29 protein-coding genes are annotated in these 26,369 nt (G+C 74.0%); 19 read left to right on the top strand and 10 right to left on the bottom strand.

Translation table 11 applies throughout. From position 1 onward, the window contains the following. Window positions 1–180 precede the first annotated feature (180 nt). The 6 genes from E4198_RS14510 to E4198_RS14485 all read left to right on the top strand — a co-directional run bounded on the left by E4198_RS14510 (window position 181) and on the right by E4198_RS14485 (window position 4,891). Window positions 181–1,038 carry an alpha/beta fold hydrolase gene (locus E4198_RS14510; RefSeq protein WP_136183514.1) on the top strand — a complete coding sequence of 286 codons (858 nt, stop codon included), beginning with the start codon at window positions 181–183 and terminating at the stop codon, window positions 1,036–1,038. A 152-nt stretch (window positions 1,039–1,190) separates the two neighbouring features. Beyond that, window positions 1,191–1,457 carry a MoaD/ThiS family protein gene (locus tag E4198_RS14505; protein ID WP_136183513.1) on the top strand — a complete coding sequence of 89 codons (267 nt, stop codon included), beginning with the start codon at window positions 1,191–1,193 and terminating at the stop codon, window positions 1,455–1,457. Next, complete coding sequence (locus E4198_RS25715; RefSeq protein WP_136183512.1) at window positions 1,454–2,443, top strand: hypothetical protein; 990 nt, start codon at window positions 1,454–1,456, stop codon at window positions 2,441–2,443. Before E4198_RS14505 ends, E4198_RS25715 begins: the two co-directional genes overlap by 4 nt. Before the next feature lie 84 nt (window positions 2,444–2,527). Beyond that, window positions 2,528–3,238 (top strand): DUF2993 domain-containing protein, encoded by a 711-nt coding sequence (locus tag E4198_RS14495; RefSeq protein WP_136183511.1) that lies wholly within the window; start codon window positions 2,528–2,530, stop codon window positions 3,236–3,238. 478 nt (window positions 3,239–3,716) lie between these two features. Further along, window positions 3,717–4,556: a sulfurtransferase gene (locus E4198_RS14490; protein ID WP_136183510.1), complete on the top strand. Its 840-nt coding sequence runs from the start codon at window positions 3,717–3,719 to the stop codon at window positions 4,554–4,556. 47 nt (window positions 4,557–4,603) lie between these two features. Beyond that, the gene (locus tag E4198_RS14485) at window positions 4,604–4,891 is read left to right on the top strand and encodes a DUF1416 domain-containing protein (protein ID WP_027765651.1); all 288 of its coding nucleotides are present in this window, start codon (window positions 4,604–4,606) and stop codon (window positions 4,889–4,891) included. 126 nt (window positions 4,892–5,017) lie between these two features. Here the strand turns inward: E4198_RS14485 and E4198_RS14480 are convergent, their stop codons facing one another. Further along, window positions 5,018–5,380, bottom strand: a complete 363-nt coding sequence (locus E4198_RS14480; protein WP_136183509.1) for a DsrE family protein — start codon at window positions 5,378–5,380, stop codon at window positions 5,018–5,020. A gap of 127 nt (window positions 5,381–5,507) precedes the next feature. Between E4198_RS14480 and E4198_RS14475 the strand changes: the two genes are divergently transcribed. The 6 genes from E4198_RS14475 (at window position 5,508) to E4198_RS14450 (ending at window position 10,518) form a co-directional block, all read left to right on the top strand. After that, window positions 5,508–6,443 (top strand): hypothetical protein, encoded by a 936-nt coding sequence (locus E4198_RS14475; RefSeq protein ID WP_247597688.1) that lies wholly within the window; start codon window positions 5,508–5,510, stop codon window positions 6,441–6,443. After that, window positions 6,440–7,204, top strand: a complete 765-nt coding sequence (locus E4198_RS14470; RefSeq protein ID WP_136183508.1) for a hypothetical protein — start codon at window positions 6,440–6,442, stop codon at window positions 7,202–7,204. The genes E4198_RS14475 and E4198_RS14470 overlap by 4 nt, the downstream gene beginning before the upstream one ends. Next, window positions 7,201–8,166, top strand: coding sequence for a hypothetical protein (locus tag E4198_RS14465; protein WP_168711437.1), 966 nt, complete (start codon window positions 7,201–7,203; stop codon window positions 8,164–8,166). The genes E4198_RS14470 and E4198_RS14465 overlap by 4 nt, the downstream gene beginning before the upstream one ends. Window positions 8,167–8,454: 288 nt before the next feature. Next, window positions 8,455–9,018, top strand: coding sequence for an FABP family protein (locus tag E4198_RS14460; protein ID WP_136183507.1), 564 nt, complete (start codon window positions 8,455–8,457; stop codon window positions 9,016–9,018). 71 nt (window positions 9,019–9,089) lie between these two features. Continuing rightward, window positions 9,090–9,536 (top strand): Fur family transcriptional regulator, encoded by a 447-nt coding sequence (locus tag E4198_RS14455; protein ID WP_136183506.1) that lies wholly within the window; start codon window positions 9,090–9,092, stop codon window positions 9,534–9,536. Window positions 9,537–9,546: 10 nt separating this feature from the next. Continuing rightward, the gene (locus E4198_RS14450) at window positions 9,547–10,518 is read left to right on the top strand and encodes a folate-binding protein YgfZ (RefSeq protein ID WP_136183505.1); all 972 of its coding nucleotides are present in this window, start codon (window positions 9,547–9,549) and stop codon (window positions 10,516–10,518) included. 22 nt (window positions 10,519–10,540) lie between these two features. On the opposite strand, the gene dtd is transcribed toward E4198_RS14450, so the two are convergent. Continuing rightward, window positions 10,541–10,966 (bottom strand): D-aminoacyl-tRNA deacylase, encoded by a 426-nt coding sequence (gene dtd, locus E4198_RS14445; RefSeq protein ID WP_136183504.1) that lies wholly within the window; start codon window positions 10,964–10,966, stop codon window positions 10,541–10,543. A 165-nt stretch (window positions 10,967–11,131) separates the two neighbouring features. Between dtd and E4198_RS14440 the strand changes: the two genes are divergently transcribed. The 3 genes from E4198_RS14440 to E4198_RS14430 all read left to right on the top strand — a co-directional run bounded on the left by E4198_RS14440 (window position 11,132) and on the right by E4198_RS14430 (window position 14,337). Next, window positions 11,132–11,743 carry an ABC transporter substrate-binding protein gene (locus E4198_RS14440; RefSeq protein ID WP_136183503.1) on the top strand — a complete coding sequence of 204 codons (612 nt, stop codon included), beginning with the start codon at window positions 11,132–11,134 and terminating at the stop codon, window positions 11,741–11,743. 276 nt (window positions 11,744–12,019) lie between these two features. Further along, window positions 12,020–12,988, top strand: coding sequence for an asparaginase (locus tag E4198_RS14435; protein ID WP_136183502.1), 969 nt, complete (start codon window positions 12,020–12,022; stop codon window positions 12,986–12,988). A gap of 95 nt (window positions 12,989–13,083) precedes the next feature. Continuing rightward, window positions 13,084–14,337, top strand: coding sequence for a GNAT family N-acetyltransferase (locus tag E4198_RS14430; RefSeq protein ID WP_136183501.1), 1,254 nt, complete (start codon window positions 13,084–13,086; stop codon window positions 14,335–14,337). 45 nt (window positions 14,338–14,382) lie between these two features. Here E4198_RS14430 and E4198_RS14425 read toward each other — a convergent pair whose 3' ends face one another. After that, on the bottom strand, window positions 14,383–14,610 hold the full coding sequence (locus E4198_RS14425; protein WP_136183500.1) for a DUF5133 domain-containing protein: 228 nt from the start codon (window positions 14,608–14,610) through the stop codon (window positions 14,383–14,385). A 241-nt stretch (window positions 14,611–14,851) separates the two neighbouring features. Next, window positions 14,852–15,031, bottom strand: coding sequence for a hypothetical protein (locus tag E4198_RS14420; RefSeq protein ID WP_136183499.1), 180 nt, complete (start codon window positions 15,029–15,031; stop codon window positions 14,852–14,854). 239 nt (window positions 15,032–15,270) lie between these two features. Here E4198_RS14420 and E4198_RS14415 point away from each other — a divergent pair, with 239 nt between their 5' ends. The 3 genes from E4198_RS14415 to E4198_RS14405 all read left to right on the top strand — a co-directional run bounded on the left by E4198_RS14415 (window position 15,271) and on the right by E4198_RS14405 (window position 18,085). Beyond that, on the top strand, window positions 15,271–16,122 hold the full coding sequence (locus E4198_RS14415; protein ID WP_168711436.1) for a GntR family transcriptional regulator: 852 nt from the start codon (window positions 15,271–15,273) through the stop codon (window positions 16,120–16,122). 64 nt (window positions 16,123–16,186) lie between these two features. Further along, a complete protein-coding gene (locus tag E4198_RS14410) occupies window positions 16,187–17,356 on the top strand; it encodes an aminoglycoside phosphotransferase family protein (RefSeq protein ID WP_136183497.1) in 1,170 nt (389 codons plus the stop codon). A gap of 36 nt (window positions 17,357–17,392) precedes the next feature. Then, complete coding sequence (locus E4198_RS14405; RefSeq protein ID WP_136183496.1) at window positions 17,393–18,085, top strand: HAD family hydrolase; 693 nt, start codon at window positions 17,393–17,395, stop codon at window positions 18,083–18,085. Between the two features lie 55 nt (window positions 18,086–18,140). Here the strand turns inward: E4198_RS14405 and E4198_RS14400 are convergent, their stop codons facing one another. From E4198_RS14400 to E4198_RS14380, 5 genes are all read right to left on the bottom strand, one after another. After that, a complete protein-coding gene (locus E4198_RS14400; protein ID WP_136183495.1) occupies window positions 18,141–20,399 on the bottom strand; it encodes an MMPL family transporter in 2,259 nt (752 codons plus the stop codon). Window positions 20,400–20,529: 130 nt separating this feature from the next. After that, a complete protein-coding gene (locus E4198_RS14395; protein ID WP_136183494.1) occupies window positions 20,530–21,357 on the bottom strand; it encodes a cytochrome d ubiquinol oxidase subunit II in 828 nt (275 codons plus the stop codon). Window positions 21,358–21,412: 55 nt separating this feature from the next. Further along, window positions 21,413–22,723 (bottom strand): cytochrome ubiquinol oxidase subunit I, encoded by a 1,311-nt coding sequence (locus tag E4198_RS14390; protein WP_136183493.1) that lies wholly within the window; start codon window positions 22,721–22,723, stop codon window positions 21,413–21,415. A 229-nt stretch (window positions 22,724–22,952) separates the two neighbouring features. After that, window positions 22,953–23,645, bottom strand: coding sequence for a response regulator transcription factor (locus tag E4198_RS14385; protein WP_136183492.1), 693 nt, complete (start codon window positions 23,643–23,645; stop codon window positions 22,953–22,955). Next, the gene (locus E4198_RS14380; RefSeq protein WP_136183491.1) at window positions 23,642–24,916 is read right to left on the bottom strand and encodes a sensor histidine kinase; all 1,275 of its coding nucleotides are present in this window, start codon (window positions 24,914–24,916) and stop codon (window positions 23,642–23,644) included. The genes E4198_RS14385 and E4198_RS14380 overlap by 4 nt, the downstream gene beginning before the upstream one ends. A gap of 97 nt (window positions 24,917–25,013) precedes the next feature. On the opposite strand from E4198_RS14380, the gene E4198_RS14375 reads away from it, so the two are divergent. Beyond that, on the top strand, window positions 25,014–25,430 hold the full coding sequence (locus E4198_RS14375; protein ID WP_136183490.1) for an ankyrin repeat domain-containing protein: 417 nt from the start codon (window positions 25,014–25,016) through the stop codon (window positions 25,428–25,430). Between the two features lie 72 nt (window positions 25,431–25,502). Here the strand turns inward: E4198_RS14375 and E4198_RS14370 are convergent, their stop codons facing one another. Beyond that, complete coding sequence (locus tag E4198_RS14370) at window positions 25,503–26,369, bottom strand: class I SAM-dependent methyltransferase (protein ID WP_136183489.1); 867 nt, start codon at window positions 26,367–26,369, stop codon at window positions 25,503–25,505.

Below are 26,369 nucleotides of genomic sequence, written 5' to 3'. Positions count from 1 at the left end.
TATGGTGGCTGGTTCCGTCTCGCTTGCCCATGACGTCGGTCGTCCTTCCTTCGGTCCCGGTGGGGCCTGGGGAACACATGCCCGTCGTACGTCGTCGTACGGCCGGTCGTACGGCTGCCGAAAGCACGAAAGGACCCGGGGGCGGCGCTGCCCGAGTCCTCTCCCAGCAGAATAGCCCACATGAGCAGGGAATCGGAGTGTGAGTTCGCTCGCCTTGGTCACCCGCCGGTCGCCGACGGTGACGCGAAGGCCGTGGACCAGGCCCGGCATACGGTGCTGCGGACCGCGGACGGGGTGCGGCTGGAAGCGGCGTACACGCCCTGGTCCGGCGGCGGCGACGCGGCGGGTTCGGCCGTTCCGGTGATCGTGGTCGCGCACGGGTTCACCGGGGCGCTGGACCGCCCGGCGCTGCGCCGGGCGGCGGGTGCCTTCGCCCGGCACACGGCAGTGGTGACGTTCTCCTTCCGCGGGCACGGGCGGTCCGGCGGGCGCTCGACCGTGGGCGACCGCGAGGTGCTGGACCTGGCGGCGGCCGTCCGCTGGGCCCGGGAGCAGGGGCACCGGTCCGTGGCGACGGTGGGCTTCTCCATGGGCGGCTCGGTGGCCCTGCGGCACGCGGCGCTGTGCGAGGACGCGGCGGAGCGTACGGACGCGGTGGTAGCGGTGAGCGCGCCCGCACGCTGGTACTACCGGGGCACCGCCCCGATGCGGCGGCTGCACTGGGTGGTCCAGCGGCCGGTGGGGCGGCTGGTCTCCCGCTGGGGCCTGCGGACCCGGGTGCAACCCGAGGACTGGGACCCGGTGCCGCCGTCCCCCACGCAGGTCGCGCCGAAGATCGCGCCGACGCCGCTGCTCGTCGTGCACGGCGACCGGGACGCGTACTTCCCGCTGGACCATCCGCTCGGGCTGGTGCGGGCAGCCGATCCGCGGTGCACGGAGTTGTGGGTGGAGCACGGTTTCGGACACGCGGAGAACGCCGCGCCGGACGACCTGCTGCACCGCATCGCCCGCTGGGCCACCGGCGCCCTCGCGGCCTGAGGCCTCCGGCCGTCGGGGGCAGGCACGGCGCCGCGGGCAGGGAGGGTACGGGGAGCGCCGCGCGGGGGCCATCATGGAGGGCGCACCGACGACACCTGCCACACCGACCACACCGGCGACACGCAGTCAGCCGGCGAGAGGGACGAACCACGATGGCTCGCGGAACCATCCGCTACTGGGCCGCGGCCAAGGCCGCGGCCGGACACGCCGAGGAGACGTACGAGGCCCACACCCTCGGCGAGGCCCTCGACGCCGCCCGCGTCCGCCACGCCGGGCGGCCCGACTTCGACCGCGTACTCGGGCGCTGCTCCTTCCTCGTGGACGGCACCGCCGTGGGCCCCCGCCCGCACTCCGCGGTGGAGCTGACCGACGGCGGCACCGTCGAGGTGCTCCCGCCGTTCGCCGGGGGTGCCCGGTGACCGGCGCCCGCCCGCACCCCTCGCCCGGCCCGCTGCCCCCGGAGCGGCCCGCAGCCGCGCCGCCGCCCGCCGCAGCCCCGCACACCCTCAGCCCGGCGTCCGTGCCCCCGGGTCCGCCCGGCCAGGCGTCCGCGCCGGGCGGACCGGCACGGGAGCCGGCCGACGGCGGCGCGACGGCCGGGGGGCGCCGTTCGCGCAGACGCAGCCCGATCATCGCGCCGGGCATCCTCCCAGCCCTGCTGACCACCGTCCTCGCCGGCCTGCTCGCGGGCGCGGCCCGGCTGCCCCTACCGGCCTTCGCCGTCGCCGTGGTGGTGCTCCAGGCCGTGACGGCAGCCGGCTGGTTCCGGCTGAACGGGATGTGGCCCGCCCGCCAGGGCATCGCGCTCGCGTTCCTCGCGGGCGTCGCAGCCGACGCGGTGATGCTGCTGGCCGGGAAGGCCCACGTGCCGACGGCCATGGCAGCGACGCTCGGCGCGTTCTTCGTGCTGAACCTGGTGTTGCACCTGCGCAACCGCTCCGCCCCCGACGAGCGCCTCTACGCCCTGACGGTCGCGCTCACCTCGACCGCGCTGACGGTGGCCGCGGGCGGCTGGGTGGCCGCACTCGCCACCGCGGAGTCCGGCGCGGACGGCGGCTCGGGGGCCGTCCCGGAAGCCGCCGCGCTCGTCGCCGTGGCAGCGGCCGGGATCGCCGCCGCGACGCTGGTCCGCGCGATGCCGCTGCCGCCGTACCTCTCCCCCGCGCTCGCCCTCGCGGCCGCCGCCGGAGCCGGGTTCGCCGCCGTGCGGGCCGGGGCCGCCTTCGACGCTTCCGGCCTGCACGCCGCGGGCGTCGGTCTGGCGGCGGGCGCGTGCGCGCTGACCGGGCTGCGGACGGCGAGCTACGACTTCCCCTCCCGGTTCGTGCACATGACGGCCGGCGTCGCGCTGCCGCTCGCGCTCGCCGCCCCTGCGGTGTACGGGCTCGGCCTCGCCCTCGGCTGAGGGCTCACCGCGCTCTCATCCGAATCCGACCGAACGCACGTTAGGCTCCCCCGGAGTCGAACACCTGCCCTGGGGGATGCCCGCATGCGCGCAACACGTCGCACACTCGTGATCCTGCTCGTGCTGGCCGGCCTCTTCACCGGGGCGGACCGGCTGGCGGTGTACCTCGCCGAGCAGGAGGCGGCCGACCGGATCAGGTCCGCGGAGGGCCTGTCCGGCACCGAGTCGACCAGCGTCGACATCCGCGGCTTCCCCTTCCTCACCCAGGTTCTGGACCGGAACCTCGACGAAGTGGACGTCGAGCTGACCGGCATGACGGCGGAGGCCGGAAACCGCGAGATCACCGTGACGCAGATGCAGGCCACCCTGACCGACGTCCGGCTCGGGGAGGGCTACGACACCGGAACCGCCGCGCGGGCCACCGGCAGCGCGTCGATCTCGTACGCCGACCTCAACGCCATAGCGCCCCCCGGCGTGAAGGTGTCGTACGCCGGAGCGGACCGGGCGGCCCGCAACCAGGTGAAGGTCAAGGTCGGCATCGAGATCTTCGGGCAGGAGCTGAAGCTCCCCGAGGCGATCCACAGCACCGTCGAGGTGAACGGCGACGAGCTGGAGCTGCACGCCGACGCCGTGCCGGGCGCCTCGATCCCGGGTGCCGAGGCGCAGGTCAGGTCGCGGATCGACTTCACCACCGGGGTGCGCGGGCTGCCCTCCGGCATCGCCCTGGACGACGCCGAGGTGACGGAGCGGGGCGTGCGTTTCACCCTTTCCGGCACGGACGTGCCCCTCGGCTGACCGCCATGTCCGCCCGGGGACGGGCTTCTCGTCCACAGAGCGAGACATTCCCGCCCGCAGAACGGATACGGACGCCCGTCGCCCCCGTGGCGCCGGGCGTCCCGGCGTTCCGGCCTCCGCCTCTATCTCGCGTCACGGACGATCTCGTCTCACCATCCGGATCAGCGGTGACAGATCCGCCCGCCCCTCCGTACGATCGGGCACATGAAGCGACAGGCGGATCTCACCAAGCGACGGGCGGTCGACCTCTGCCGCGTCGCCGCCATGCTCTGTCGCACAGCCGTCTGACGGCCGTCCCCCGGCGCCCCGCGCCGGCCTGACGCCGCCGCGCACCGCCGCACGGACCGCGCTCCATTCCGCGTTTCCCGCACCTCGCGCTCCCGCGCCTCCCCGGCGCACACAGCGCGGCACATCCGGCGTGCGCCCGTACCCACGCGTACGCACCCACACTGCTCACCCCGCTTCCGGAGGAGAACTGATGAGCCGCAGTGACGTCCTGGTGGACGCCGACTGGGTCGAGGCCCGTATCGACGACCCGAAGACGGTCATCGTCGAGGTGGACGAGGACACCTCGGCGTACGAGAAGAACCACATCCGCAACGCCGTCCGCATCGACTGGAAGCAGGACCTCCAGGACCCGGTGCGCCGCGACTTCGTCGACCAGACCGGCTTCGAGGAGCTGCTGTCGAAGAAGGGCATCGCCAACGACGACACCATCGTGCTGTACGGCGGCAACAACAACTGGTTCGCCGCCTACGCCTACTGGTACTTCAAGCTCTACGGCCACCAGGACGTCAAGCTCCTGGACGGCGGCCGCAAGAAGTGGGAGCTGGACTCCCGCGACCTGGTGGCCGAGGTGCCCGAGCGCCCGCGGACGCAGTACCGGGCCACGGCGCAGGACCTGTCGATCCGCGCCTTCCGCGACGAGGTCGTCGACGCGATCGGCAAGCAGAACCTGGTCGACGTCCGCTCCCCCGACGAGTTCAGCGGCAAGCTGCTCGCTCCCGCGCACCTGCCGCAGGAGCAGTCGCAGCGCCCCGGCCACGTGCCGACCGCGCGCAACATCCCGTGGTCGAAGTCGGCGAACGACGACGGCACCTTCAAGACGGACGACGAGCTGAAGGAGCTGTACGAGGCCGAGGGCGTCGACCTGGGCAAGGACACCATCGCCTACTGCCGCATCGGCGAGCGGTCCGCCCACACCTGGTTCGTGCTGCACGAGCTGCTCGGCCAGGAGAACGTGAAGAACTACGACGGCTCCTGGACCGAGTACGGCTCGCTCGTCGGCGTGCCCGTCGAGGTCGGCGCCAACAACTGAGTCGGCCCGTCGGCCCACGGCACACGAGCGAGAGGAACGCGACACCCATGTGCGGAGCACAGGCAGGCGGCCCGGACGCCTCCACCGTCAAGCCCGGTGAGACCACCATCCAGGGCAACGTGACCCGGGACGGCGAGCCCGTCACCGGTTACGTCCGGCTGCTGGACAGCACCGGCGAGTTCACCGCGGAGGTCCCGACCTCCGCGACCGGTCAGTTCCGCTTCTACGCGGCCGAGGGCACCTGGACCGTACGGGCCTTGGTACCCGGCGGCACCGCGGACCGTACGGTCGTCGCCCAGCAGGGCGGGCTCGCCGAGGTCGCGATCGCGGTCTGAGGCGTTCGACCGGACGAGGCCGGTCCGGGCGCGGACCGGCCGGACCGGGTCCGAGGGCCGCACCCCACGGGTTGGACACCCGGGGTGCGGCCCTCGACGCGTCCGGACGCGGCACCAGCCGCCACGTCAGTACACGAGGGCCTGCGTGCCGTCGGCCATAGCCTCGCTGACGAACACCTGCGCCCCGGCGATCCGAACGCCCTCCAGGACGTCCTTCTCCCCGATGTCGCGCCGCTTGGCGCACTGCGTGCACAGGGTGATCCGGCCGCCTGCCCGGATGCCGTCGATCAGCTCGGGCAGCGGTGCGGCGTGCGGCAGTTCGAACTCCGCCGCACGGCCCGGCAGAGCGAACCACGCCGACTCACCCGTCAGCCACAGCGACACCTCCACGCCGCTGGCGGCCGCGACCGCCGCCACCGTGAACGCCTGCGAGCAGCGCTCGGGCGCGTCCGCCCCCGCCGTCACCTTGATCACCAGCCTCTTCGCCATGCCCCCACGGTATGCGGCGCCCCGCCGCGTCCCGCTCCGCCCCGCCGCAACCGGATCGTGATCATGCGTAGGGCAACTTTCCCGCCTCCTCCCCGGTCAGCGCGTTGACGAGAACATGAGGAGCCCCATGGAAGACCAGCCCGCGAGACCGGCGGACCCGCCGGCCGCCCCCGCGGCGGCACAACAGGAACCGGAGCCGGAGACCACGCCGGAGGCCAGGAGCTCGGCCGGTGACGCCGACGCACCCGCGCCGGAACCCACGACCGCGCCCGCGCCGGGTGCGCCCGACCTCGCCGACGCCCCCGCCACACCAGGCGCGGACGCGCCGGAGGAGCCGGCCCGCCGCCCGCGCGGCCGTACGACCCTGCTGCTGGCGGCCGCCGCCCTGCTCGGCGTCGTGGCGGGCGTCGCCACCGGCTACACCGTCCAGGCCGAACGCGCACCCACCCCGCTGCCCCCGCTCTCCCAGGCCGCGTTGTCCTACCCGGACAAGCACGTCCCGGCCGACGAGTGGGAACCCGTCCCGGCGAAGCACGACCGCCGCGTCCGCACCGACGGCGACCTCCGCAAGCTCCTGGTGAAGAAGCCGAAGGGCGCGCGGGAGTTCTCCTTCCTTCCGATCACGGACGGCTGGGTGACCCCGACCGACTACGCCCGCGGGTTCGAGCAGCCGGGGAGCATGTTCGACAGCCTCCTGGAGATGAACGTCCGGCGCATCGCGGCGACGGAGTGGGAGCACGGTGACCAGGTGACCAGCGTCGTGCTGGTGCAGTTCCACGACCTGTCGGCGCGGTCGGCTCCAGGCCACGCGTCGTCGCAGGGTTCGTACATGGTGGGCGACGACTTCGCCGGCAACGGCGGCCACCCGATCGAGGGTTCGGACGACGGCCGCTACTGGGTCTACGACACGCCGTACCGCGAGCCGGGCTACCTCCCGGTATACGGCGCCCGCGCCCTCGCCTGCCGCGGCGACATCGTGCTGGACATCCACATCACGGACACCGGCCCGATCGGTTCCGACGAGATCCGCGACATCGCCGAGCGTCAGTTGGAGCGCCTGTGAACGCCCGCCGGAAGCAGACACTCACCCTCGCCCTCGCGTCGGTCCTCGTGCTGGGCGCGGCGGGGGGCGGGCTCGCCTACACCAAGGTCACCGTGGACGCCGCCGACCGGACGGCCGCCACCAGGGTCTGGAAGGCGCCGCCCAGGGCCCCCTCGGTGGACGACCCGGTGCCGGACGTGTCGGACGGGCGCGTCGACACTCCGCTGAGCAAGGAGCTGCTCCCCGTGTCCGCCGACTACCGGCTCGGCCCCGACGTCGAGGGCTTCGGCAACGACGCCCACCTGACCGGCCCGGAGGCCGAGGCGCTGTTCCGGAAGGGCTCGGAGAGCCTGCCCAGCAAGCAGCGCAAGGAACACCGACGCTTCGTGCGGAAGCTGCGCATCGAGGGCATGGCCATGCGGTCGTACACCCGCTACAGCGACGACCTGGAGGTCGAGATCACGCTGTCGCAGCTGGGCGACCGGGGCGCGGTCGAGGACCTGAACACCTTCCAGCGCGAACTGGCCGACGCCTTCTCGATCCTGCGCAAGGGACCGGAGATCAAGGGCCACGACGCAGCGAAGTGCTTCCTCCTGCCCGAGGACGACGACGCGGAACTCGGGGAGATGTTCTGCACGGCGCACGAGGACGACGTCCTGGTGTCCCTGTCGGCTGCCGGGTCCGACGACTACGACGGCACGGAGTTCGACCGGAAAGAGGTGGCGAAGCTGCTGGAGAAGCAGTTGGACCGGCTGAGCAAGGGCGGAGGGGTCAGCGCATGAGCGAGTCCACGGTGACCGGCCCCGAGCCGGCCGCGCCGGACGCGGCCCCCGACACCGTCCCCCCGACGGGCGCGACGCCCGCGCCGCCGGTCGCACCGCCGCCGGTCGCACCGCCGCCGCCGGAGTCCCCGCCCGCCGCCGGGCCGGTGGCGGAGCCCTCGCAGACGGACGAGACGCCGGCCGGACCCTCCGCGCCCGCCCGCCGCCGGCGGGTGCTGCGCGCAGTCGCCCGCTGGACGGCGGCCGTGGCCGTCTTCGGCGTGCTCGGCACCGGCGTCGCCTACGGGATCACCGAGCTGGAGCGGACGGATGTGCCGGGCCTGGCCACCGCGCGGGACGGGCGCTGGGCCTATCCGGAGCTGAAGCTCCCTGCTCTGCCGGAGGGTTCGCCGCGCCCGTTCGCCGAGGGCAACGACGGCGAGATCCACCACGCGGACCTCCGCGACCTGCTGCTGCCCGCACCGCGGGGAGCGCGCGATGGCGAAGACCTGCCCGGCATCGAGGGCACCTGGGTGTCCGTCGACACCTTTGCGCAGGCGTACGTGGACGCGGACCGCGACGAGCTGAAGCAGACGCTGCGCGACACCGCGGTCCGGCACATCGCCGCCCGCGGCTGGCGGATGCCCGACGGCACCCGCACCACCGTCTACCTGCTCCGGTTCAACAGCGCCGCCTATCCCGGCGACTTCCTCTCGACCACCGCCAGCGGGGCCTCCCCGTACGTCACGGTCACCGACGGGGAGATGGCGACGCTGGACGACGGCTGGCCGGAGGACGTCGAGGTGCCGGACATCGAGCACTACACGTTCGACGAGTCCGAGCCGCGCGGCGAGCGGCACGTGCGGCAGGCGTATCTGGTCGCGGGGGACACTGTCGCCGTGATCGTCCAGTCGCGGAAGGGCGAAGCGGCCGCCGTGCCGTTTCAGCAGACGGTGATCCTGCAGTCACAGCTGCTCGGCTGAGCCGCCCGCCAGGGCACACCGCCGGGCGGTGCACGTCACAGCACCGGCCCGGCGGGCCGCCCGCGGCGGCGACTAGACTCGGGGCCGGCGCGGAGCCCGCGCCGGCCCCGTCACGACAGAGCGCGCAAGGAGAGCCCGACGTGCTGCACGCATTCTTCACCACCCTGATGGTCCTGGTGGGCCTCGGGACCCTGGCCTTCACGGTTCTCGTCGTCAAGAAGCTCTACCAGGGCCAGCGCTGACCCCCCTTTTCCGCCGCATCCGTTCACCACAGATCGTCTGGTTCCCATGATCGAGATTCCCTCCGACCTGCACCCGGACCTGGTTCCGCTCGCCTTCCTGCTCGGCAACTGGACCGGTGCGGGCGTCGCAGAATTCCCGGGCACGGACAAGTGCAACTTCGGCCAGGAGGTCACCTTCTCCCACGACGGGCGCGACTTCCTGGAGTACGTCTCGCACAGCTGGGTGCTCGACGACGAGGGGAAGAAGACCGCCCCGCTGGAGACCGAGACCGGCTACTGGCGCATCGACGCCGAGCGCAAGGTCGAGGCCGTGATGATCCGCGACCAGGGTGTCGCCGAGGTCTGGTACGGCGAGCTGGCCGACCAGAAGCCGCAGATCGACCTGGCCACCGACGCCATCGCACGCACCGCGTCCGCCGGCGAGTACAGCGGCGGAAAGCGGCTCTACGGCTACGTCAAGGGCGACCTGATGTGGGTCGGCGAGAAGGCCACCCCCGAGGTGCCGCTGCGGCCGTACATGTCCGCGCACCTGAAGAAGGTCGTCGATCCCAGCGAGTGGGCGAAGGACCTCAAGGACCTCCCGGACGACGGCATCGCCTTCTTCAAGTAGGCCGCCCCCAGCGCCCCGCCCCGGGCTGAGCACGGGGGCGACCGTCACCCGGCGGCTCGTAGAATGGGCGGGTGGTGACCACCGACTGGCAGAGCGATCTGAGGGCGCGCGGGTACCGGCTGACCCCGCAGCGCCAGCTCGTACTGGAGGCCGTGGACAAGCTCGAGCACTCCACCCCCGACGACATCCTCGCCGAGGTGCGGAGGACCGCGGGCGGCGTGAACATCTCCACGGTCTACCGCACGCTGGAGCTGCTGGAGGAGCTGGGCCTGGTCTCGCACGCCCACCTGGGGCACGGCGCGCCGACGTACCACCTCGCGGACCGGCACCACCACATGCACCTGGTGTGCCGGGACTGCACCGAGGTCATCGAGGCGGAGCTGTCCGTCGCCGACCCCTTCACGGCCGCGCTGCGCGAGCGCTTCGGGTTCGAGACGGACATGAAGCACTTCGCGATCTTCGGACGCTGTGAGAAGTGCCGGAACCGGGCCGCGCAGGAGGGCGAGGACGGGCCGTAGGCTGGGGGCCATGAAGAGCCCGCTCCTCTCCCTTCCCGGCGCCGTCCCCGCCGAAGGCGCGGACGAAGGTGTCGCCGCGCACTACGGCGACCTCTTCCGCGAGCAGCGCGCCCTCGCCGACGGCACCGGATTCGTCGACCTCTCCCACCGCGGCGTGGTCACCGTCACCGGCGACGACCGGCTGACCTGGCTGCACCTGCTGCTCACCCAGTACGTGGAGGACCTGCGGCCGGGGCACGCCACCGAGGCGCTCGTCCTCTCCGCACACGGTCACGTCGAACACGCGCTGTACCTGGTCGACGACGGCGGGACGACCTGGCTGCACACCGAGCCGGGCACCCAGGGCGACCTCCTCGCCTACCTGGAGTCCATGAAGTTCTTCTACCGGGTGGAGACCGCCGACCGCACCGACGCGTACGCCGTCGTGCACCTGCCGGCCGGTTCGATCGCGGAGACCCCCGCCGACGCCGTCGCCCGCGAGACCGCGCACGGGCGGGACCTGTTCCTGCCCCGCGAGGCGCTGGAGTCGTTCGCCGAGGCGCACGGCCCCGCCGTCGGCGTACTGGCGCACGAGGCGCTGCGCGTGGAGACGCACCGGCCGCGGCTCGGCATGGAGACCGACCACCGCACCATCCCGCACGAGGTCGGCTGGATCGGCTCCGCCGTGCACCTGCAGAAGGGGTGCTACCGCGGCCAGGAGACCGTCGCCCGCGTCCAGAACCTGGGGAAGCCGCCGCGGCGGCTGGTCTTCCTGCACCTGGACGGCAGCGAGGTGCGCATCCCGCAGCACGGCGACGCGGTGCGGCTGGCAGCCGAAGGGGTCGAGGGCCGGAAGCTGGGCTTCGTCACCACCTCGGCCCGTCACCACGAACTCGGGCCGATCGCCCTGGCGCTGGTCAAGCGGAACGTGCCGGTGGACGCCCCACTGATCGCCGGGGAGGACGCCACCGCGGCGGCGCAGGAGGTCGTCGTCGCCCCCTGACGCCGCCGGGCGCCGTACCTTGTCAGACCTCCAGGAGCACGGTGAACGGGCCGTCGTTCGTCAGCGACACCTTCATCTGCGCGCCGAACCGGCCCGTCGCCACCTCCGCCCCCAACGCGCGGAGCTGCGCGACGACTTCGTCCACCAGCGGCTCGGCGACCGGACCGGGCGCGGCAGCCTGCCAGGTGGGCCGGCGCCCCTTCCGGGCGTCACCGTAGAGAGTGAACTGGCTGACCACCAGCAGCGGTGCGCCCGCATCCGAACACGACTTCTCCCCGTCGAGGATGCGTACGGACCACAGCTTGCGGGCGAGTTGCGCCGCCTTCGCCGCTGTGTCGTCGTGCGTGACCCCGACCAGCACGCACAGGCCCTCGCCGACGATCTCTCCGACCGTCTCGCCGTCCACGACGACGCGCGCGCCGTCCACTCTCTGCACCACTGCTCGCATGCCCGCCATGATGCCGTGCCGCCCGACGCGGACGGGCGGGGTGCCGCCGTATGGGTGCCGAACGCTGCGCGCGACGGCCACGCGGTGGCACGATGCGCGTACGGGATGCGTACACGAGGTGCGTACCGTGGCACCACGGGCAAAAGGGCACGAGGGGACGTCACCATGGACTCAGCCGGAACCGGACGCGCTCCTGGGGGCACGTCGGCCCCCTCCGGCCGTACGCCCGCCTCGGCCGCCTCCTCCCTGCCGCCCGCACAGCGCGCGGCGGCGGCCCGGGAGGCCCTGCGTGAGGAAGAGCCGCCGGAGCTGACCGGCCGCACGCTCCCCGAGCTGCGCGACCTGCGCCGCGCCGCCCAGCGCGAGGAGGCCGACCTCAGCTATGTGCGGCGGCTGCTCCAGGGCCGCATTGACATCCTGCGCGCCGAACTGGCCCGGCGCACCGAGCCCGGTTCGCCGCTGCTGGACCTCCTGCCGGAGATCCTGGTCGACGCCCCTTCCCGGCACCGCCAGTCGGCCCGCCACGTCACGGTCGGCACCCCGCACCGCGCCGAGTACCGGGCGCTGGCGGAGGAGATGCTGGCCGAGGTCGAACTCTCCGACCTCACCGCCCGGACCGACGACGAACTGCACGGCGCGATGGGCCGCCTGGTCCGGTACGAGCAGCAGGTCTCCGGCCGCCGACAGGCCCTCCACCGCACGGCGGACGCTTGCAGCGCCGAGATCGCCCGCCGCTACCGCGAGGGCGAGGCGCATGTCGACGATCTCCTGGCCTGAGAACTTTCTGAGCCGCTGACGGGCCGCACCTCCGCACCCTCCGGGCGCGCGGGCGCACGGACGCGGGCGCGGGTGCGGGCGCGGGTGCGGGTGCGGGTGCGGGTGCGGGTGAGCCCACAGGAAGGAGGCGGGAAAGGATGCCCGGCGCACGGACCAGGGCGGCGCACCCGCTACCGTAAGGAGCGTCCCCGCAGAACGCACCGTACAACCCGCAGCACACCGCCCACCCTCCGTCACCCCGGACGGGTCCGGGCGGACCGCCCGGAGGCCCCGCCCATGACCGCTCCCGCAGCGCAGCAGCCGCCCGCGCACCCGATCCTCGCCGAGATCGTCCGCTCCGGCTTCGTCGAGGGCCACCACCGCGGCTCCCTCGTCACCCTCGCCGCCGACGGCACCGTCGACGTCGCCCTGGGTGACGTCACCACCCCGGTCTTCCCGCGCTCCTCGACCAAGCCGGTCCAGGCGGCCGCCGTCCTGCGGGCCGGCCTGGACCTGGCCGGCGAACGCCTCGCGCTCGCCGCGGCCAGCCACTCCGGCGAGCGCTTCCACCTGGAGCTGGTGGAGAAGATGCTCGCCGAGCACGGCCTGGCCGAGTCCGACCTCCGGTGCCCGCCGGACCTGCCGCTGGACCGCGAGGAGGCGGACGCCCGCCTCGCCGCGGGCGGCACCCGTACCCGCGTCGCGATGAACTGTTCCGGCAAGCACACCGCCATGCTGGCCGCCTGCAAGATCAACGGCTGGTCGACGGACGACTACCTCGCACCCGGCCACCCGCTCCAGAGACTGGTCGCCGGCACGGTGGCCGACCTGGGCGGCGAACCCGTCGCCCACACGGGCGTGGACGGGTGCGGCGCGCCGCTGATGGCCGTGTCGCTCACCGCGCTGGCCCGCACCTTCCGCACCTTCGTGCTGGCCGGCGACGGCACCCCCGAGGGACGGGTCGCGGCGGCCATGCGCGCCCACCCCGAGTACGTCGCGGGCACCCGCCGGCACGACACGTGGGTGATGCGGGACGTGCCGGGCACGGTGGCCAAGATGGGCGCGGAGGCCGTGCAGGCGGTGGCGCTGCCCGACGGCCGCGCGCTGGCGTTCAAGGTCGACGACGGTTCGGTCCGCGCCCTGGGGCCCGTGCTCGCCCGCGCCCTGGCCGTACTGGGCGTCACCGGTCCGGTCCTCGACCGCCTCGCGGACAGCCCGCTGCTGGGCGGTGGCGTGCGCGTCGGGGAGATCCGCGCCGCGTTCTGAGACCGCGCCGCCCGCCGGCCCGTCGCCGCTTCCGCGCCGTGGCCGGGCGGAAAACGACGTGCGCCGTTGGTCAGCACCCACTTAGCGTGGTGGCCATGACGCCCGAGATCCGGACCCTCACCGCCGACGACCTGCCCGCCTGGTTCCGCGCGGTCCACGTCGGCTTCCTGAACGGCAAGGAGCTGACGGACGAGGAGATCGCGGTGCGCGGCGGCGGGGTGGCCGTCGACCGCACCCAGGGCGCGTTCGACGGCGGCCGCTGCGTGGGCACCTTCCGCACCATGCCGCAGCAGCTGACCGTGCCGGGCGGTGCCGCGCTGCCGTCCTGTGCCGTCACCAACGTCACCGTCTCCCCCACGCACCGGCGTCGCGGCCTGCTCACCCGCATGATGGGCGAGGCCATGGCGGCGGCGAAGGAACGCGGCGACGCCGTCGCCTCCCTGATCGCCGCCGAGTACCCGATCTACGGGCACCACGGTTTCGGCCCGGCCGCCTGGACCACCGAGTTCACGGTCGACGTCCCCCGGACCGGCCTGAACCGCCGCTACGCCGGGCCGCCTCAGGGCGAGGGACGCGTCGACTTGGTCGAGCCGGACGCGTTCCGCCGCGTGGCCCCGGAATTCCACGAGCGTTTCCGCGTGCAGCCGCACCGCCAGGGCGTCATCGACCGGAACGACCGCTGGTGGCGGATGAACACCGGCGAACTCCGCTGGCCCGACGACGAGTGGGAGCCCCCGTTCTGCGCCGTCTTCCGCGACACCGACGGCGTCGTGCAAGGCACCGTGACGTACACCGCCCAGCACGACAACTGGCACAACAAGCTGCCGCACTGCACCCTCAGCGTCGGCAAGCTGGAGGCCGCCACTCCGCAGGCCGAACGCGCGCTGTGGCACTTCCTGTTGTCCGTCGACTGGGTCACCACGCTCCGCTCCGGCTACCGCGCACCCGACGACGTGCTGCCGCTGCTGCTGCCGGACCCCCGGGCCGCCCGCATCGACGCGCACGCCGACTTCCTCTGGCTGCGCCCGCTGGACGTCCCGCGCATGCTGGCGGCCCGCACGTACGCCGTGCCCGGGACCCTCGTCCTCGACCTGCACGACGAGACCGGCCTCGCCGACGGGAGGTTCCGCCTGGAGACCGGCCCGGAAGGCGCCGCGTGCACGCGCGCCGGGGAGGGCGCGGACCTGTCGATGGACATCGCCGCACTCGGCACCCTCTACCTGGGCGACGAGACGGCGACCCGCCTGGCCGCCCTGGGGCGCGTGGTCGAACACACGCCCGGTGCGGCGGCGAAGGCCGACGCGCTCTTCCGCACCACGCGCCGCCCCTGGTGCCCGGACGTCTTCTGACGGCGCACGGCGATGCGGCCGGCCCGTTTCCAGACTTCCCCGCGATCAGTGCTCCAGCACCGAGTCGTCCTCCGGGCGCGCGCCGGGCAGGTGGTGCCGCGCCGCGATCAACGCGGCGTCGATGTCCTGCGTGCCGGTCGCGATGCACAGCGTGTACGACACGTCGTCCAGGCGCTGCCGTGCCTTGTCGCTGCCCTCCTCGGCGTGCAGCGCGCGCAGCGTCTCGTACTGCTCGACCAGCTTCTCCAGGACCGCGGGGTGAGCCATCAGCATGTCCGGCTCCTTCCGTGGTTCGCCGCCTGCGGCGGCATCGGGCGCTTCTGCGGTGCTCAGCCGGGACGGTGACGTTCGGAGAGCGGCGGGAGCGCGCCGGGCGGCACACCGGTCCGAGTGCGACCCGAAGGTCGCTCCCGCGGGTGCCTGAGGTCCCAAGCACGTAAACCGCTTACAGTCCACGCCCCTCGCCGGGGTACGTCAAGTCGACCTGTTCCGGGGAGCGACCATACGGTGACACTCAGTGCACGAGCAGCAGAGTGAGCACCACGGCGCCCACACAGCTGCACGTGACGTTCTTCGCGTGCCAGCCGATGCTCAGCAGCACGAGCGCGAAGACTCCGGCGACGCCGAAGCGCCACTCCACGAGTTCCTCGAAGGCGACGACGAAGACGGCGAAGAGCATCGCGAGGACGGGCATGGCGTTCTCCCTCCGGGAGAATCCGGACCACTGCGCGGCCCGGACGCGGACCTTGACGGGGTGGAACCCTTGAGCCCGAGGGCCATCGGCGGAGAACTTCGTCGTCCTCCCGCGAGTTACTGATGAACATCGACCAACTCTGCCCAACTTCTTCCCAGTTGGCACGAGGTCGAAAACAGTTCGCCTCGAACAACGTCCAACAACTCCCCAACTCACCGCCCGCGTTGTACGGTCGATCAGTGAGCTCCCAGAGCACGTCCCTGACCGTCGCCGCCATGCTGCGCGAGCGCATCACCAGCGGTGTGGTGGCCCCCGGCGACTCGCTGCCCAAGCGGGCCGACCTCGCGGCCGAGTTCGGCGTGAGCGGCAACGTGATCCGGCAGGCGCTGACCACGCTCGAGGACGAGGGCCTGGTCACCCTCGGCCGCGGCGCCCCGGCCACGGTGAACGAGCCCCCGCCGTCCGCGCCTGCTCCGCAGACCGCCGGCGTCCTCCTCCCGGATCGCATCCGCGCGGCCTTCGAAGCCGAACACGTCACGATCGACAGCTTCTCCCTCACCGCGGAGACCCTGCACGAAGCTCTCGCCGTCGCCTACCTGGGCGTGAGAGCCGGCGCGCTCACCCCCCGGTCGATCGCCCTGCGGGTCATGGTGCCCGCCATCGACACCCGCCTCGCCCTGCCCAGCCTGATCGACGACCCGGGCGACACCAGGCCGCTGGAACGCCTGCGCGGCATCATGAACACCTGCCACGACACCTTGGCCATGGGCCTGAACTCGCTGCACCTGAGAGGTCACGTCCCCGAGGTCGCGCTGGAGTTCCGCAGCGTCCCGCTCACCCCCATGCACAAGCTGTACCTCCTCAACGGCACCGAGTCCCTGATCGGGTACTACGAAGTCGTCCCCGAGACGGTCATCCTCGAGGGCGGCGAGGCGAGGATCTACGACGTGCTCGGCATCGACTCCCTCCTCTTCCGCTCCTCGTCCGGGCCGGACAGCCGGGACGCGCAGGACGCCGCCTTCGTCGTCTCCTCCCAGAGATGGTTCGACTCGCTCTGGAATTCGATCGCCCGCCCCATCGAGTCCGGCTGAGCCGGGTGGCAGCCCTGTCAGTACGCTCTGTGCCGCCCGCCCCTCGTCCCGCGATCGAGTCCCGATGCCCCTGCCACCGACGCTGCACCAACTGCACCTGCACTGGCACGTGAACCGCCACCAGCGCGCCCCTGACGGCCGGGTCCTGGCGGGCCATCACCACCACAACGTCGTCGTCCCCCTGCGCCAGCCGCTCGCCACCCTGGTCAGCGCCGAAGTGGGCGAGGTGGTGACCATCCGCGCCCGGCGCCGGACACTGGGGGTGGTCCTGCGCGCGTGGGAGGACGAGGCGGCCGTCGTGGAGGCGGTGCGACCGCAGTTCCCGGAGCTGCCCCGCCCCCTGCACGCCCTCCGCCGTGGCTCGGTCTACACCTACGTCGACGGGACCTCGCTCGCCGAGACCGAACCACCGGGTCGCCCGGTGCAGAACGGCACCATGCGGCGCATCGCCGGCATCTTCGGGCGGCTGGCCACCGTGGACGGCCACCGGCTGCCGCCGCGGCCCGCCGGCGACGCGCACGAGGCGTGGCCCGACGAGGGCGACTCCGCGGGCTTCCTCGCCCGGCTGGCGCGGCACGCCGAGCACCGCGTGCACCTGCCGAACCGGAGGCGCTTCGGGCAGCTCTTCGACGACCTGGAGGTGCCGCGGGACGCCGTCGCGCGGTTCGAGATCACCGCCAAGTCGCTGACCCCGCGCCCGTTCGGTCTGCTGCACACCGACATCCATCGCTCGAACCTCGTCGTCCGGCCCGGCGGAGACCTCTGCCTGGTCGACTGGGAACTGGCGCTCTACGGCGATCCGCTGCACGACCTGGCCACGCACCTGGCCCGCATGCGCTACGGCAAGCAGGAGCGTCTCAGGATGGTCGAGCTGTGGCGGCAGGAGATGCTCTCCCGCGACCTGCACGCCCGCGTCGCCGGTATGGGCGGCGGCAGGCGCGACGGCGACCTCGCCCGCTACCTCGACTTCGAGTACGCCCAGTCCGTGCACGCGGACACGATGCGAGCGGCCCTCTCACTCCCCGGATCTCCCACGGCGGCCGAGTTCGTCGCCGCGGCCGCTGCGGTCCGCAGGGCGCTGCGCCGGGCGCAGGCGCCGCTCGACCTGGTCCACGTGCCGACCCGGAAGGCGGTCGAGGAGGCGCTGCGTGCCTGGCACGCCCGCCATCACTCGGTCTCGGGCACCCTCGCCCGCGTGCTCGGCGCTGTACGGAGGCCGATGGGGCGGCGATAGTTGAACTGTCCAGCCCGCCCGGCGAAACGGATCGCGATGCGCCCACTCGTAGACGCCGCCAGCACCGTCCTGTTCGACTTCGACGGCCCGCTCTGCGCCCTCTTCCACGGACGCCCTGCTCCCCAGGTGGCCGAACGGCTGCGGACGCTCGCCGACGGCTTCGACGAGGGCGGTCAGAGCAAGCGCCCGCTGCCGGACACGCGCGACCCGTACGTGATCCTCGCGAGCGCCGTCGACACGGGCCGCAGCCGGGAGCTCACGACGCTGCTGGAGAAGGCGCTGACGGAGGAGGAGTGCGAGGCGGCGCCGCTCGCCTACCCCACCCCGTACGCCGACCGGCTCGTGCACACGCTGCGCGCGACCGGCCGGCGGCTGGCCGTCGCCTCGAACAACTCCCCCTCCGCCGTCGAGCGCTACCTGCGGACCCGGGCCACGGACGAGGTGTTCGCCGGGCACATCCACGGCCGCACGCCCGACGAGCTGCGGCTGAAGCCGGACCCGTACTGCCTCGAACGGGCGCTGGCGTCGACGGCGACCGCGCCCGCCGACGCCCTGATGATCGGCGACGCGGCACGGGACTTCGAGGCGGCGCGGGCCCTCGGGGTCCCCTTCCTCGGGTATGCGAGCACCGAGGGCAAGGCGGCGCGGCTGCGTGCGTCGGGGGCGGAGCACGTCGTCGACTCGCTGGCGCCCGTGCTGCGCGCAGTCGACCCCGCCGCGCGCGTCTGACCGGCCCAGCCGGCCCAGCCGGTCGGGCCGGTCGGGCCGGTCGGGAGAACGGCGGTCAGTGCCGCTCCAGCTCCACCCTCGGCAGGAGCCGCGCCAGCGGGCGGGGCAGCCACCAGGCGCGGGCGCCGAGGAGCTGCATCACGGCCGGGACGATGAGGCACCGGATGACCACCGCGTCCAGCAGGATCGCCACGGCCAGGCCGAGGCCGAACTGCTGGAGCATCCGGTCGGGGCTGAGGATGAACGCCGCGAACACGACGATCATGATGGCCGCCGCCGCGGTGATGACCCGTCCGGTGTGGGCGAGCCCTTCGCGGACGGCGACCGCCGGATCGTGCGTACGCTCCCACTCCTCGTGGATGCGGGAGAGCAGGAACACCTCGTAGTCCATGGAAAGCCCGAAGACGATCGCGAAGATCATCACCGGGATGAACGCCTCCACCGGGCCGGGCTGGGCACCCAGCCAGCCCTGCTGGAAGACGAGCGTGACGACGCCGAGGGAGGCACCGATGCTCAGTAGGTTCAGCACCGCGGCCTTGAGCGGGATGAGCAGCGAACGGAACACGGCGGTCAGCAGCAGCGCGGAGAGTCCGATCACCAGGGCGACGACCAGCGGCATCCGGTCCGCGACCGTCGACGCGAAGTCCTGCGCGGCGGCCGTCGATCCGCCGACCAGGAACTCCGCCCCGGTGTCGGCCTCCAGCGGTGGCAGCACCTCGCCGCGCAGGGCGGCGACCAGGTCGGAGGTGGCCTCGTCCTGGGGCGCGGTCTCCGGGTAGGCGATCACGGTCGCCGTCGAGGAGTCCCCGGTGGGCAGCGGCGGGGAGGCCGCGGCGACGCCGGGGGTGTCGAGCAGGGTGGCCCGCAGGGCCCCGGCCGCGTCGCCGACGGCTTCGCCGCCGCCGTCGGCGACGATCACGAGCGGCCCGTTGAACCCCGGGCCGAAGCCCTCGGCGAGGAGGTCGTACGCCTGCCGGCTCGTGCTCGCCGCGGGGTCGTTGCCGGCGTCGGCGAAGCCGAGGCGCAGCCCCGCGGCGGGTGCGGCCAGGGCGCCCAGCGCGAGCACGGCGACCAGCAGCGCGGCCCACGGCCGCCGCTGCACGGCGCTGGCCCAGCGCCGCCACGCGGCGCCGTCGTCGCCGCGCCCTCGCGCGGCCCGGCGGGCGTCGCGCCGCTCCACGCTCCGCTGGATGCGGCGCCCGAACACGCCGAGCAGCGCGGGCAGCAGGGTCAGCGACGCCACCATGGTGACCAGCACGGTCAGCGCCATCGCGAGAGCGACGCCCTGCAGGGAGCCGAGGCCGAGGGCGACGAGCCCGAGGAGGGCGATGACGACGGTGCAGGCGGCGAAGAAGACCGTACGGCCGGCCGCGTCGAGCGCGACCCGCGTGGCGCGTTCCCGTACGGCAGCCGGGTCGGCCGGGCCGGCGACACCGTCGGCCGGGCCCCCGGCGCCCTCCGTCCCGCGCCCGCCGTGGGCGAGCAGTTCGGTGCGGTAGCGGGAGAAGACCAGCAGCGCGTAGTCGATCCCGACGCCGAGGCCGACCAGCATCATCAGCGGCGGCGTGAAGTCGGCGAGCGTCACGACGTGCGAGGCGAGCACGATGAGACCCATGCTGCTGCCCACCGCGAACAGCGCGGTGACCACCGGCAGTCCGGCCGCGACGACCGACCCGAACAGAAACACCAGGATGACCAGAGCGCCGAGGATGCCCGCGCCCTCGGCTCCGCCGCCGCCCTCCTCGCCGGCGGCGCGCACCGCCTCGCCGCCGAGGGCGACGCTCAGGCCGTCGCCCTGCGCGTCCTGCGCGGTGTCGATGAGGCGGCGCGTGTCGGGGACGGGCATCTCCTCGGCCCTGCCGTCGAGCGTGACCGTCGCGTAGGCCAGGGTGCCGTCGTCGGAGACCGCCCCGCGGTCCTGGTACGGGCTGCGTACCTGGGCCACGCCGTCGAGCGCGCGGACGTCGTCGAGCACCGCCTCGACGCGGCGTTCGGTGCCCGGGGCGGCGAGGCCGTCCTCGTCGTGCAGCACGATCTGGACGGTGTCGCCTGCCTGCGCGGCGCCGTGGCCCTGCAGTGTCTCCAGCGCCTGCTGGGACTCGGTGCCGGGGAGGGAGAAGTCGTTCCGGTAGTCGCTGGAGACGACTCCGGCCGCGGCCTGGACCCCGATGAGCACGGCGGCCCACAGCGCGAGCGCGGTCCACCGGCGGCGGTGCGAGAAGGCGGCGACGCGTTCGAGGACGCCGGGCCGTCGCTCGGGGTCGTGTCCGGCGGCGGGCGCCGTGGGGCGCGTGCCGGGCGGAGAGGTGGTCATCGTGAGCTCCGTTCTGTGCGTGAGGTGCCGGTGCCGTGCGGCCGGGGGCCGCGCCGGGCGCGGTATGGGGGCACGCCCGGGGCGTCGGGAGGTGTCGCCCGCTTCACGGCGGTCACTGCGGTCACGGCGGTCACGGCGGCCCTCCCCGTTCCGCAGGGGGCGCGCCTGCGGCCGGGAGGCCGGCCGCTGGGGCGGGGGCGGCGGTGTGCACCCGCCCGCGCAGCGCCCAACGCAGCCAGACCTGGGCGCCGAGCAGCAGCGGCAGGGCGGCCAGCAGCGCGGGGACGAGCAGGCCCAGCACCGGCCCGTCGGCGGCGGACTCCCGCAGCGGCAGCCGTACGCCGCCCAGCAGCGGCAGGGCCGCGGCGGCGACGGCGGTGAGCGCGTACGCCGGCGCCGTCCGCCCGGTGAGGGCGCGGACGCGTGCCAGCGGCGGCCCGGTGAGGCGCCGCCCCGCGTAGGCCAGGCCGTGGGCGGCGAAGAGGACCGCGGTGGTGAGCGCCATGCCGACGGCGAACGACCCTCCGGCGGGCCGGGTCGGATCGCCCTGGAGGAGCCCGGCGAGCAGCCGGCCCCAGGACAGGGCGACGGCCCAGCTCCCGGCCACCACCAGCCCGTCGGCGAACCGTCGCCAGGCGCGCGAGGTGCCGCAGCCCCGCCACCACAGGCCGGCATCCCGCACCACCCAGCCCGCGAGCAGGCCCAGCAACACGGCGAACTGCCCCTGGAACAGGGCGCCTTCCAGGTCGGGGAAGCAGCCGATGAACACGCCGGCGGCGGCGACCAGCCACACCTCGTCGGCGAAGAAGTACGGGAGGACCGTGCGCAGCACGAGGCGGCGTTCGTCGTCGTCGCGGCCGAGGTGGGGCAGCAGCATGCCCACGCCGAGGTCGGCTCCGGACAGCACGGACCACCCAGCGGTGAAGAGGCCCAGCAGGGCGACGGCGAGGACGTCCATGGCGGCGTTGCGCCTCCTTCTCGGGTTCGGCGTGCGTCTCGGGTTCGGCGTGGGGTCAGTACGTGGGGGCGGGCGCCGGGTGCCACGCGCGGGGCCCGTCCGGGTCGTCGCCGCCCGGCGCCCCGGGGCCCGCGTCGTCCGTGCCGAGGGTCACGGCGGCGGGACCGCGTCCGGCGGCGCGCAGCAGGAAATACCCGTTGCCGGCGATCAGCAGGGCGAAGAGGACGCCGAACACCGCGAGGGAGAGCCGCATCTGCCCGGCGGAGAGCTGCGAGGCGGCGTCCTCGGTGCGCAGCAGGCCGTGGATCACCCAGGGTTGGCGTCCGGCCTCGCGGAAGACCCACCCGGCCGTCATGGCGACGTACGGCAGCGGCACGACCGCCATCAGCAGTACGTGCCACACCCGCAGGCGGTGCACCACGAACCGGATCGCCCCCAGCACCACGCCGAGCCCGGCGACCAGGAACATCAGGGCGAAGGCGACGAGCATCAGCGTCGCCCCGAGCTGCGTCCACGTCTCGGACGGCACGTAGTCGCCGGGCCCGATGCGCGCGGTCAGTTCCGCCTGCAGCCGGGCGATCTCGGCCTCGTCGCGCCGGAAGACGGCCATCTTCATCGGCTGGTTTCCGGTGAGGAAGGGGAACTGCACGCCACCCGTGACAGCGGTGAGGAAGACCGCGGGCGCCCCCAGGAACACGCCGATGCGCAGCGACCGGCGGAACACCTCGTGTTCCGGGGACCGCCGGAAGAGGTGGTAGGCGCTCACCCCGGCCATGAAGAACGCGGCCGTGACCAGGGCGCCGGCGGCGATGTGCCCGAAGGCGAAGAGCGTGGACGGGTTGGTGAGCACGGCCGCGGTGTCGTGCAGCACCAGCCCGTCGGGGGTCTCCCGGTGGCCGACGGGGTTGTTGAGGAAGCCGTTGGTGACCAGGATCCAGTACGCGGACAGGTAGGCGGTCAGCGTGACGACCCAGAGGGTGCCGAGGTGCACCCACCGGTTGAACCGGCCCCAGCCGAAGATCCACAGCCCGAGGAACGTCGACTCGACGAAGAACGCGAGGACCGTCTCCAGCGCGAGCGAGGCGCCGAACACGTCGCCCGCGTAGTGGCCGAGGCCGCTCCAGTTCATGCCGAACTGGAACTCCATGACGATGCCGGTGACGATCCCCACCGCGTAGTTGATGACGTAGAGCTGCCCCCAGAAGCGCACCATGCGGTGGTGCACGGGCTTCCCGGACGCCACGGCGACGGTCTGCACGCAGGCGACGACGGTCGCCAGGCCGAGAGTCAGGGCGACGAACAGGAAGTGCCCGGCGGCGGTCAGGGCGAACTGCAGCCGCGCCAGGTCGAGGGTCTGTGCATCCACGCCCCACACGGTGCCGGTCCGGCGCCCCCGGCCGCGTCGGGCCGGGGATGCGACCTGCGCTACCGCGCCGGTTGCGGCGTCCGCCTCCCGCGTACCCCCGGGGTTGCGCCGGCCCCCGACCCGACCCGGGGCCGGGCCGGTCCCCGACCCCTAGGGGCAGTGTCGTTCCGGGGGCTCCCTGCCCGGCTGCGGCACCGGGATCGGCGCAGCCGGGGGAGGCGGGGAGCCGTCAGTCCAGCCAGCCGGGGGCGACCAGCCCCGACTCGTAGGCGAGGATCACCAGCTGCGCGCGGTCCCGTACGTCCAGCTTGGTCATCACGCGGCTGACGTGCGTCTTGGCCGTCGCCGGGCTCAGCACGAGGCGGGCGGCGATCTCGTCGTTGGTCAGCCCGGCCGCGACCAGGGCCATGACCTCGCGCTCGCGCCCGGTGAGCACGTTCAGGCGGGGGCCCGGTTCGGGCCGTGCGACGCGGCCGGCGAACTCGGCGATCAGCCGGCGGGTGACGGCGGGGGCGATCAGCGCGTCGCCCCGCGCGACCACCCGCACCGCGTGCAGCAGTTCCGTCGGCTCGGTGTCCTTCAGCAGGAATCCCGAAGCACCGGACCGCAGCGCCCCGTAGACGTAGTCGTCCGCGTCGAAGGTGGTGAGGATGACGACGCGTACGCCGTCCAGGCGCGGGTCGCCGACGATCTCCCGGGTGGCCTCCAGGCCGTCCGTTCCGGGCATCCGGATGTCCATCAGCACCACGTCGGGGCGCAGTTCGCGTGTCGCGCGCACGGCCGCCGCACCGTCGCCGGCCTCGCCGACGACCCGGATGTCGTCCTCGTCGTCCAGGATGGACCGGAAACCGGCCCGGACGAGCGTCTGGTCGTCGGCCAGCAGGACACCGACGGCGTCCGCCGCCGCTCCGTCCGCGTTCACGTGCTCTCCTCCCGCCCCGGCCGGCCGCCCCGGCCCTCCCGGTCCCCGCGCCCGGCGGGGCCGCGTGCGGGGGTCTCGCGCACCGGCAGCCGCGCCGCCACCCGGAAGCCCCGGACCGCGCCGGCGTCGTCGGTGACGTTACCCGTGGTGAGCTCGCCGCCCAGCGCCCGGGCCCGTTCGGCCATGCCGCCCAGCCCGCTGCCCTCCGCGCCGGCCTTCTCCTCCGGCGGCGCACCGCTGCCGTCGTCCTGCACGGTGACCAGCAGGGCGTCGCCCTCGCGCCGCACGCGCACCTCGGCCGTCGCCGCTCGCGCGTGCCGGACGACGTTGGTCAGCGACTCCTGCACGATGCGGTACGCGGCGAGGCCGACCTGCGGCGGAAGGCCCTCCGCGGCGCCCTCCCCCGGGAGTTCGGCGCGGACCCGGAGTCCCGCCCCGCCGGTGCGCTCGGCCAGCTCGGCGATCCGGGCGAGACCGTCGCCCGCGGGCGACGTCGGCGCGGCCGCGTCGTCGACCTGCCGCAGCACACCGAGGGTGGCACGCAGTTCGCGCAGCGCCTCCCGGCTGGTGTCCCGCACGGTCTCCAGGGCGGGGACCATGTCCTGCGCCGCCGCGCCCCCGTGCTTGGCGTACCGGTGCAGGGCGGCCGCGGACTGCACGTTGATCAGCGAGATGTTGTGGCCGAGGACGTCGTGCAGCTCGCGGGCGATCCGCAGCCGTTCCTCGGCCGCCGACTGGCGCGCGCGGACGTCCTTCTCCCGTTCGGCAGCCAGCGCGCGCTGCTCCGCCTCGCGCAGGTAGGCCAGCCGCGTGCTGTACGCGGTGCCAGCGGCGACCAGGCCGACGAACCAGCCCGCCAGCAGGAAGATCGACGTGTCGTCGACGTGCCGCTGTCCGGGCTCCGCGAGCACTTCGGAGAGCACGATCGCCAGCGTCGTCACGACCGCGAGGGTGACGGCGGAGACCAGGTGCCCCTGGGCGGCGACCGTGAAGAGGGCCACCGCGAAGGCCGCGACCAGGAGCGGAACGTCGCGGTCGGCGAAGGGAAAGTAGAGCGCGCTGCACACCAGCGTCACGAGGGCGACCGCCACCGGCCGGCGGCGACGCCACCACAGCGCGCCGCAGCCCACGGCGATCAGCGCCCAACCGAGCACGGCGCGCGGCCACGACTCCGCGCCGACGCCGTCGCGGCCGACGTCCCACACCAGCAGCAGCACCACGACCGCGGCGACGGCCACGCCGAGCACGATGCGCCTGGTAGCCGGGGCCATGCGGGCAAGCGTACGTAAAGTGGGCGGCAGACGGCACGCCACGGCGCGCCGACCGGCGCCTGCGCGGCCCCGCACGCACCAGGAGAGGACGCACGCGATGACCAACGCCCCGATGCCCGAGAGCGACGAGCCCGCGCACGACCCGGAGGTCCTCGAACTCGCCCAGAAGATCTTCGACCTGGCCCGGCACGGGGACACCGACACCGTCAGCGCATACGTGGGCATGGGCGTCCCGCCGAACCTCACCAACGACAAGGGCGACTCGCTCGTCATGCTCGCCGCCTACCACGGGCACGCCGCGACCGTCCGGGCCCTGCTGGAGCGCGGCGCGGACCCGGACCGGGTCAACGACAAGGGCCAGACGCCGCTCGCCGGCGCGGTCTTCAAGGGCGAGGACGAGGTGGTCGAGGCGCTGCTCGACGGCGGTGCCGACCCGCACGCGGGGACACCGTCGGCCGTGGAGACGGCCCGCATGTTCGAGAAGGACGAGTTGCTGAAGCGCTTCGGCGCCTGAGCCGGGCGGCCCGTCCGCGCCGGCCCTGCGGGGCGGACGGGCACCGGGGTGCCGCGTCGGCCTCCGCGGGCCTCACCCCCGGCCGGCCGCCGTGGCGAGGCGGGCGGTGGCGAGGTGGGCCGTGGCGAGGTGGACGTCGAACGCGCAGGGCACCGGCCCGCCGCCGGGCAGTGCCAGAGCCGCCGCCTCCGCGAGGAAGGCGGCGCGCAGCCCGGCGAGCGCGGGCCCGTCCAGCGTCCGCACGTCGTAGATCCCCGACACGGACCGCCACACCTCTTCCGGCGAGCCATCGAGGTCGATCCGCAGCGTCTCCCACTCGACCGGGCCGAACCCGGCCGGGCCGAGCACCGCGTCCAGCCCGTCGCGGCTGCGGACCCGCCGGTCGCCCAGCGGCGGCATGCGCCGCTCCTCGGGTACGGCGGCCAGCAGCGGACGCAGCAGCCGGAGGAACGCCTCGTACGCCTCCCCGCCCGCGGCGCCGCCGCCCAGTACGCAGGCGAACAGCCCGCCCGGTGCGAGCACCCTGGCCGCTTCCGCGGCCACCCGCTCGACGTCGTCCATCAGCATCAGCGCCATGTGGGACACGCACGCGTCGAACGCCCCCGCCGCGAAGGGGAGTTGCTGTGCACGGCCCTCCACCAGCACGGCCCGTGCCAGCTCCGGCCGCAGCCGGGCCAGCGCCAGGGCCTCCGGCGACAGGTCCACGCCCGCGACGGTCTCCGCACGCCGGCCGTCGCCGCCGGCGGCCAGGAGACGCAGCAGCACCCCGTCACCGCAGCCGAGATCCAGCACCCGGCGGCAGCCCGCGACCCGGTCGCGCAGCGCCTCGTAGCCGGTCCGCCCGTCGGCCGCCCGTCCGTGCCCGAACGCCTCGCCCGTCACCGCAGGCCGCTCCGCGTGGAATCCGCGCAGAAACGCCTCACCCGCCGTCGTCACCAT

The organism is Streptomyces sp. RKND-216, from assembly GCF_004795255.1.
Lineage (GTDB): Bacteria > Actinomycetota > Actinomycetes > Streptomycetales > Streptomycetaceae > Streptomyces > Streptomyces hazeniae.
Note: the sequence above shows the minus strand (reverse complement) of the source record. Positions and strands in the feature narration are given on the sequence as shown.

What these genes read in the sequence shown, in the direction of transcription:
- E4198_RS14495 (WP_136183511.1), top strand. Translation starts at nt 2,528, where the DNA reads ATGCGCGCAACACGTCGCACACTCGTGATCCTGCTCGTGCTGGCCGGC.
- E4198_RS14395 (WP_136183494.1), bottom strand. Translation starts at nt 21,357, where the DNA reads ATGGACGTCCTCGCCGTCGCCCTGCTGGGCCTCTTCACCGCTGGGTGG.
- E4198_RS14405 (WP_136183496.1), top strand. Translation starts at nt 17,393, where the DNA reads ATGCGCCCACTCGTAGACGCCGCCAGCACCGTCCTGTTCGACTTCGAC.
- E4198_RS14410 (WP_136183497.1), top strand. Translation starts at nt 16,187, where the DNA reads ATGCCCCTGCCACCGACGCTGCACCAACTGCACCTGCACTGGCACGTG.
- E4198_RS14435 (WP_136183502.1), top strand. Translation starts at nt 12,020, where the DNA reads ATGACCGCTCCCGCAGCGCAGCAGCCGCCCGCGCACCCGATCCTCGCC.
- E4198_RS14420 (WP_136183499.1), bottom strand. Translation starts at nt 15,031, where the DNA reads ATGCCCGTCCTCGCGATGCTCTTCGCCGTCTTCGTCGTCGCCTTCGAG.
- E4198_RS14475 (WP_247597688.1), top strand. Translation starts at nt 5,508, where the DNA reads ATGGAAGACCAGCCCGCGAGACCGGCGGACCCGCCGGCCGCCCCCGCG.
- E4198_RS14430 (WP_136183501.1), top strand. Translation starts at nt 13,084, where the DNA reads ATGACGCCCGAGATCCGGACCCTCACCGCCGACGACCTGCCCGCCTGG.
- E4198_RS14485 (WP_027765651.1), top strand. Translation starts at nt 4,604, where the DNA reads ATGTGCGGAGCACAGGCAGGCGGCCCGGACGCCTCCACCGTCAAGCCC.
- E4198_RS14505 (WP_136183513.1), top strand. Translation starts at nt 1,191, where the DNA reads ATGGCTCGCGGAACCATCCGCTACTGGGCCGCGGCCAAGGCCGCGGCC.
- dtd (WP_136183504.1), bottom strand. Translation starts at nt 10,966, where the DNA reads ATGCGAGCAGTGGTGCAGAGAGTGGACGGCGCGCGCGTCGTCGTGGAC.
- E4198_RS14425 (WP_136183500.1), bottom strand. Translation starts at nt 14,610, where the DNA reads ATGCTGATGGCTCACCCCGCGGTCCTGGAGAAGCTGGTCGAGCAGTAC.
- E4198_RS14480 (WP_136183509.1), bottom strand. Translation starts at nt 5,380, where the DNA reads ATGGCGAAGAGGCTGGTGATCAAGGTGACGGCGGGGGCGGACGCGCCC.
- E4198_RS14510 (WP_136183514.1), top strand. Translation starts at nt 181, where the DNA reads ATGAGCAGGGAATCGGAGTGTGAGTTCGCTCGCCTTGGTCACCCGCCG.
- E4198_RS14460 (WP_136183507.1), top strand. Translation starts at nt 8,455, where the DNA reads ATGATCGAGATTCCCTCCGACCTGCACCCGGACCTGGTTCCGCTCGCC.
- E4198_RS14375 (WP_136183490.1), top strand. Translation starts at nt 25,014, where the DNA reads ATGACCAACGCCCCGATGCCCGAGAGCGACGAGCCCGCGCACGACCCG.
- E4198_RS14400 (WP_136183495.1), bottom strand. Translation starts at nt 20,399, where the DNA reads ATGACCACCTCTCCGCCCGGCACGCGCCCCACGGCGCCCGCCGCCGGA.
- E4198_RS14490 (WP_136183510.1), top strand. Translation starts at nt 3,717, where the DNA reads ATGAGCCGCAGTGACGTCCTGGTGGACGCCGACTGGGTCGAGGCCCGT.
- E4198_RS14440 (WP_136183503.1), top strand. Translation starts at nt 11,132, where the DNA reads ATGGACTCAGCCGGAACCGGACGCGCTCCTGGGGGCACGTCGGCCCCC.
- E4198_RS14450 (WP_136183505.1), top strand. Translation starts at nt 9,547, where the DNA reads ATGAAGAGCCCGCTCCTCTCCCTTCCCGGCGCCGTCCCCGCCGAAGGC.
- E4198_RS14370 (WP_136183489.1), bottom strand. Translation starts at nt 26,369, where the DNA reads ATGGTGACGACGGCGGGTGAGGCGTTTCTGCGCGGATTCCACGCGGAG.
- E4198_RS14465 (WP_168711437.1), top strand. Translation starts at nt 7,201, where the DNA reads ATGAGCGAGTCCACGGTGACCGGCCCCGAGCCGGCCGCGCCGGACGCG.
- E4198_RS14380 (WP_136183491.1), bottom strand. Translation starts at nt 24,916, where the DNA reads ATGGCCCCGGCTACCAGGCGCATCGTGCTCGGCGTGGCCGTCGCCGCG.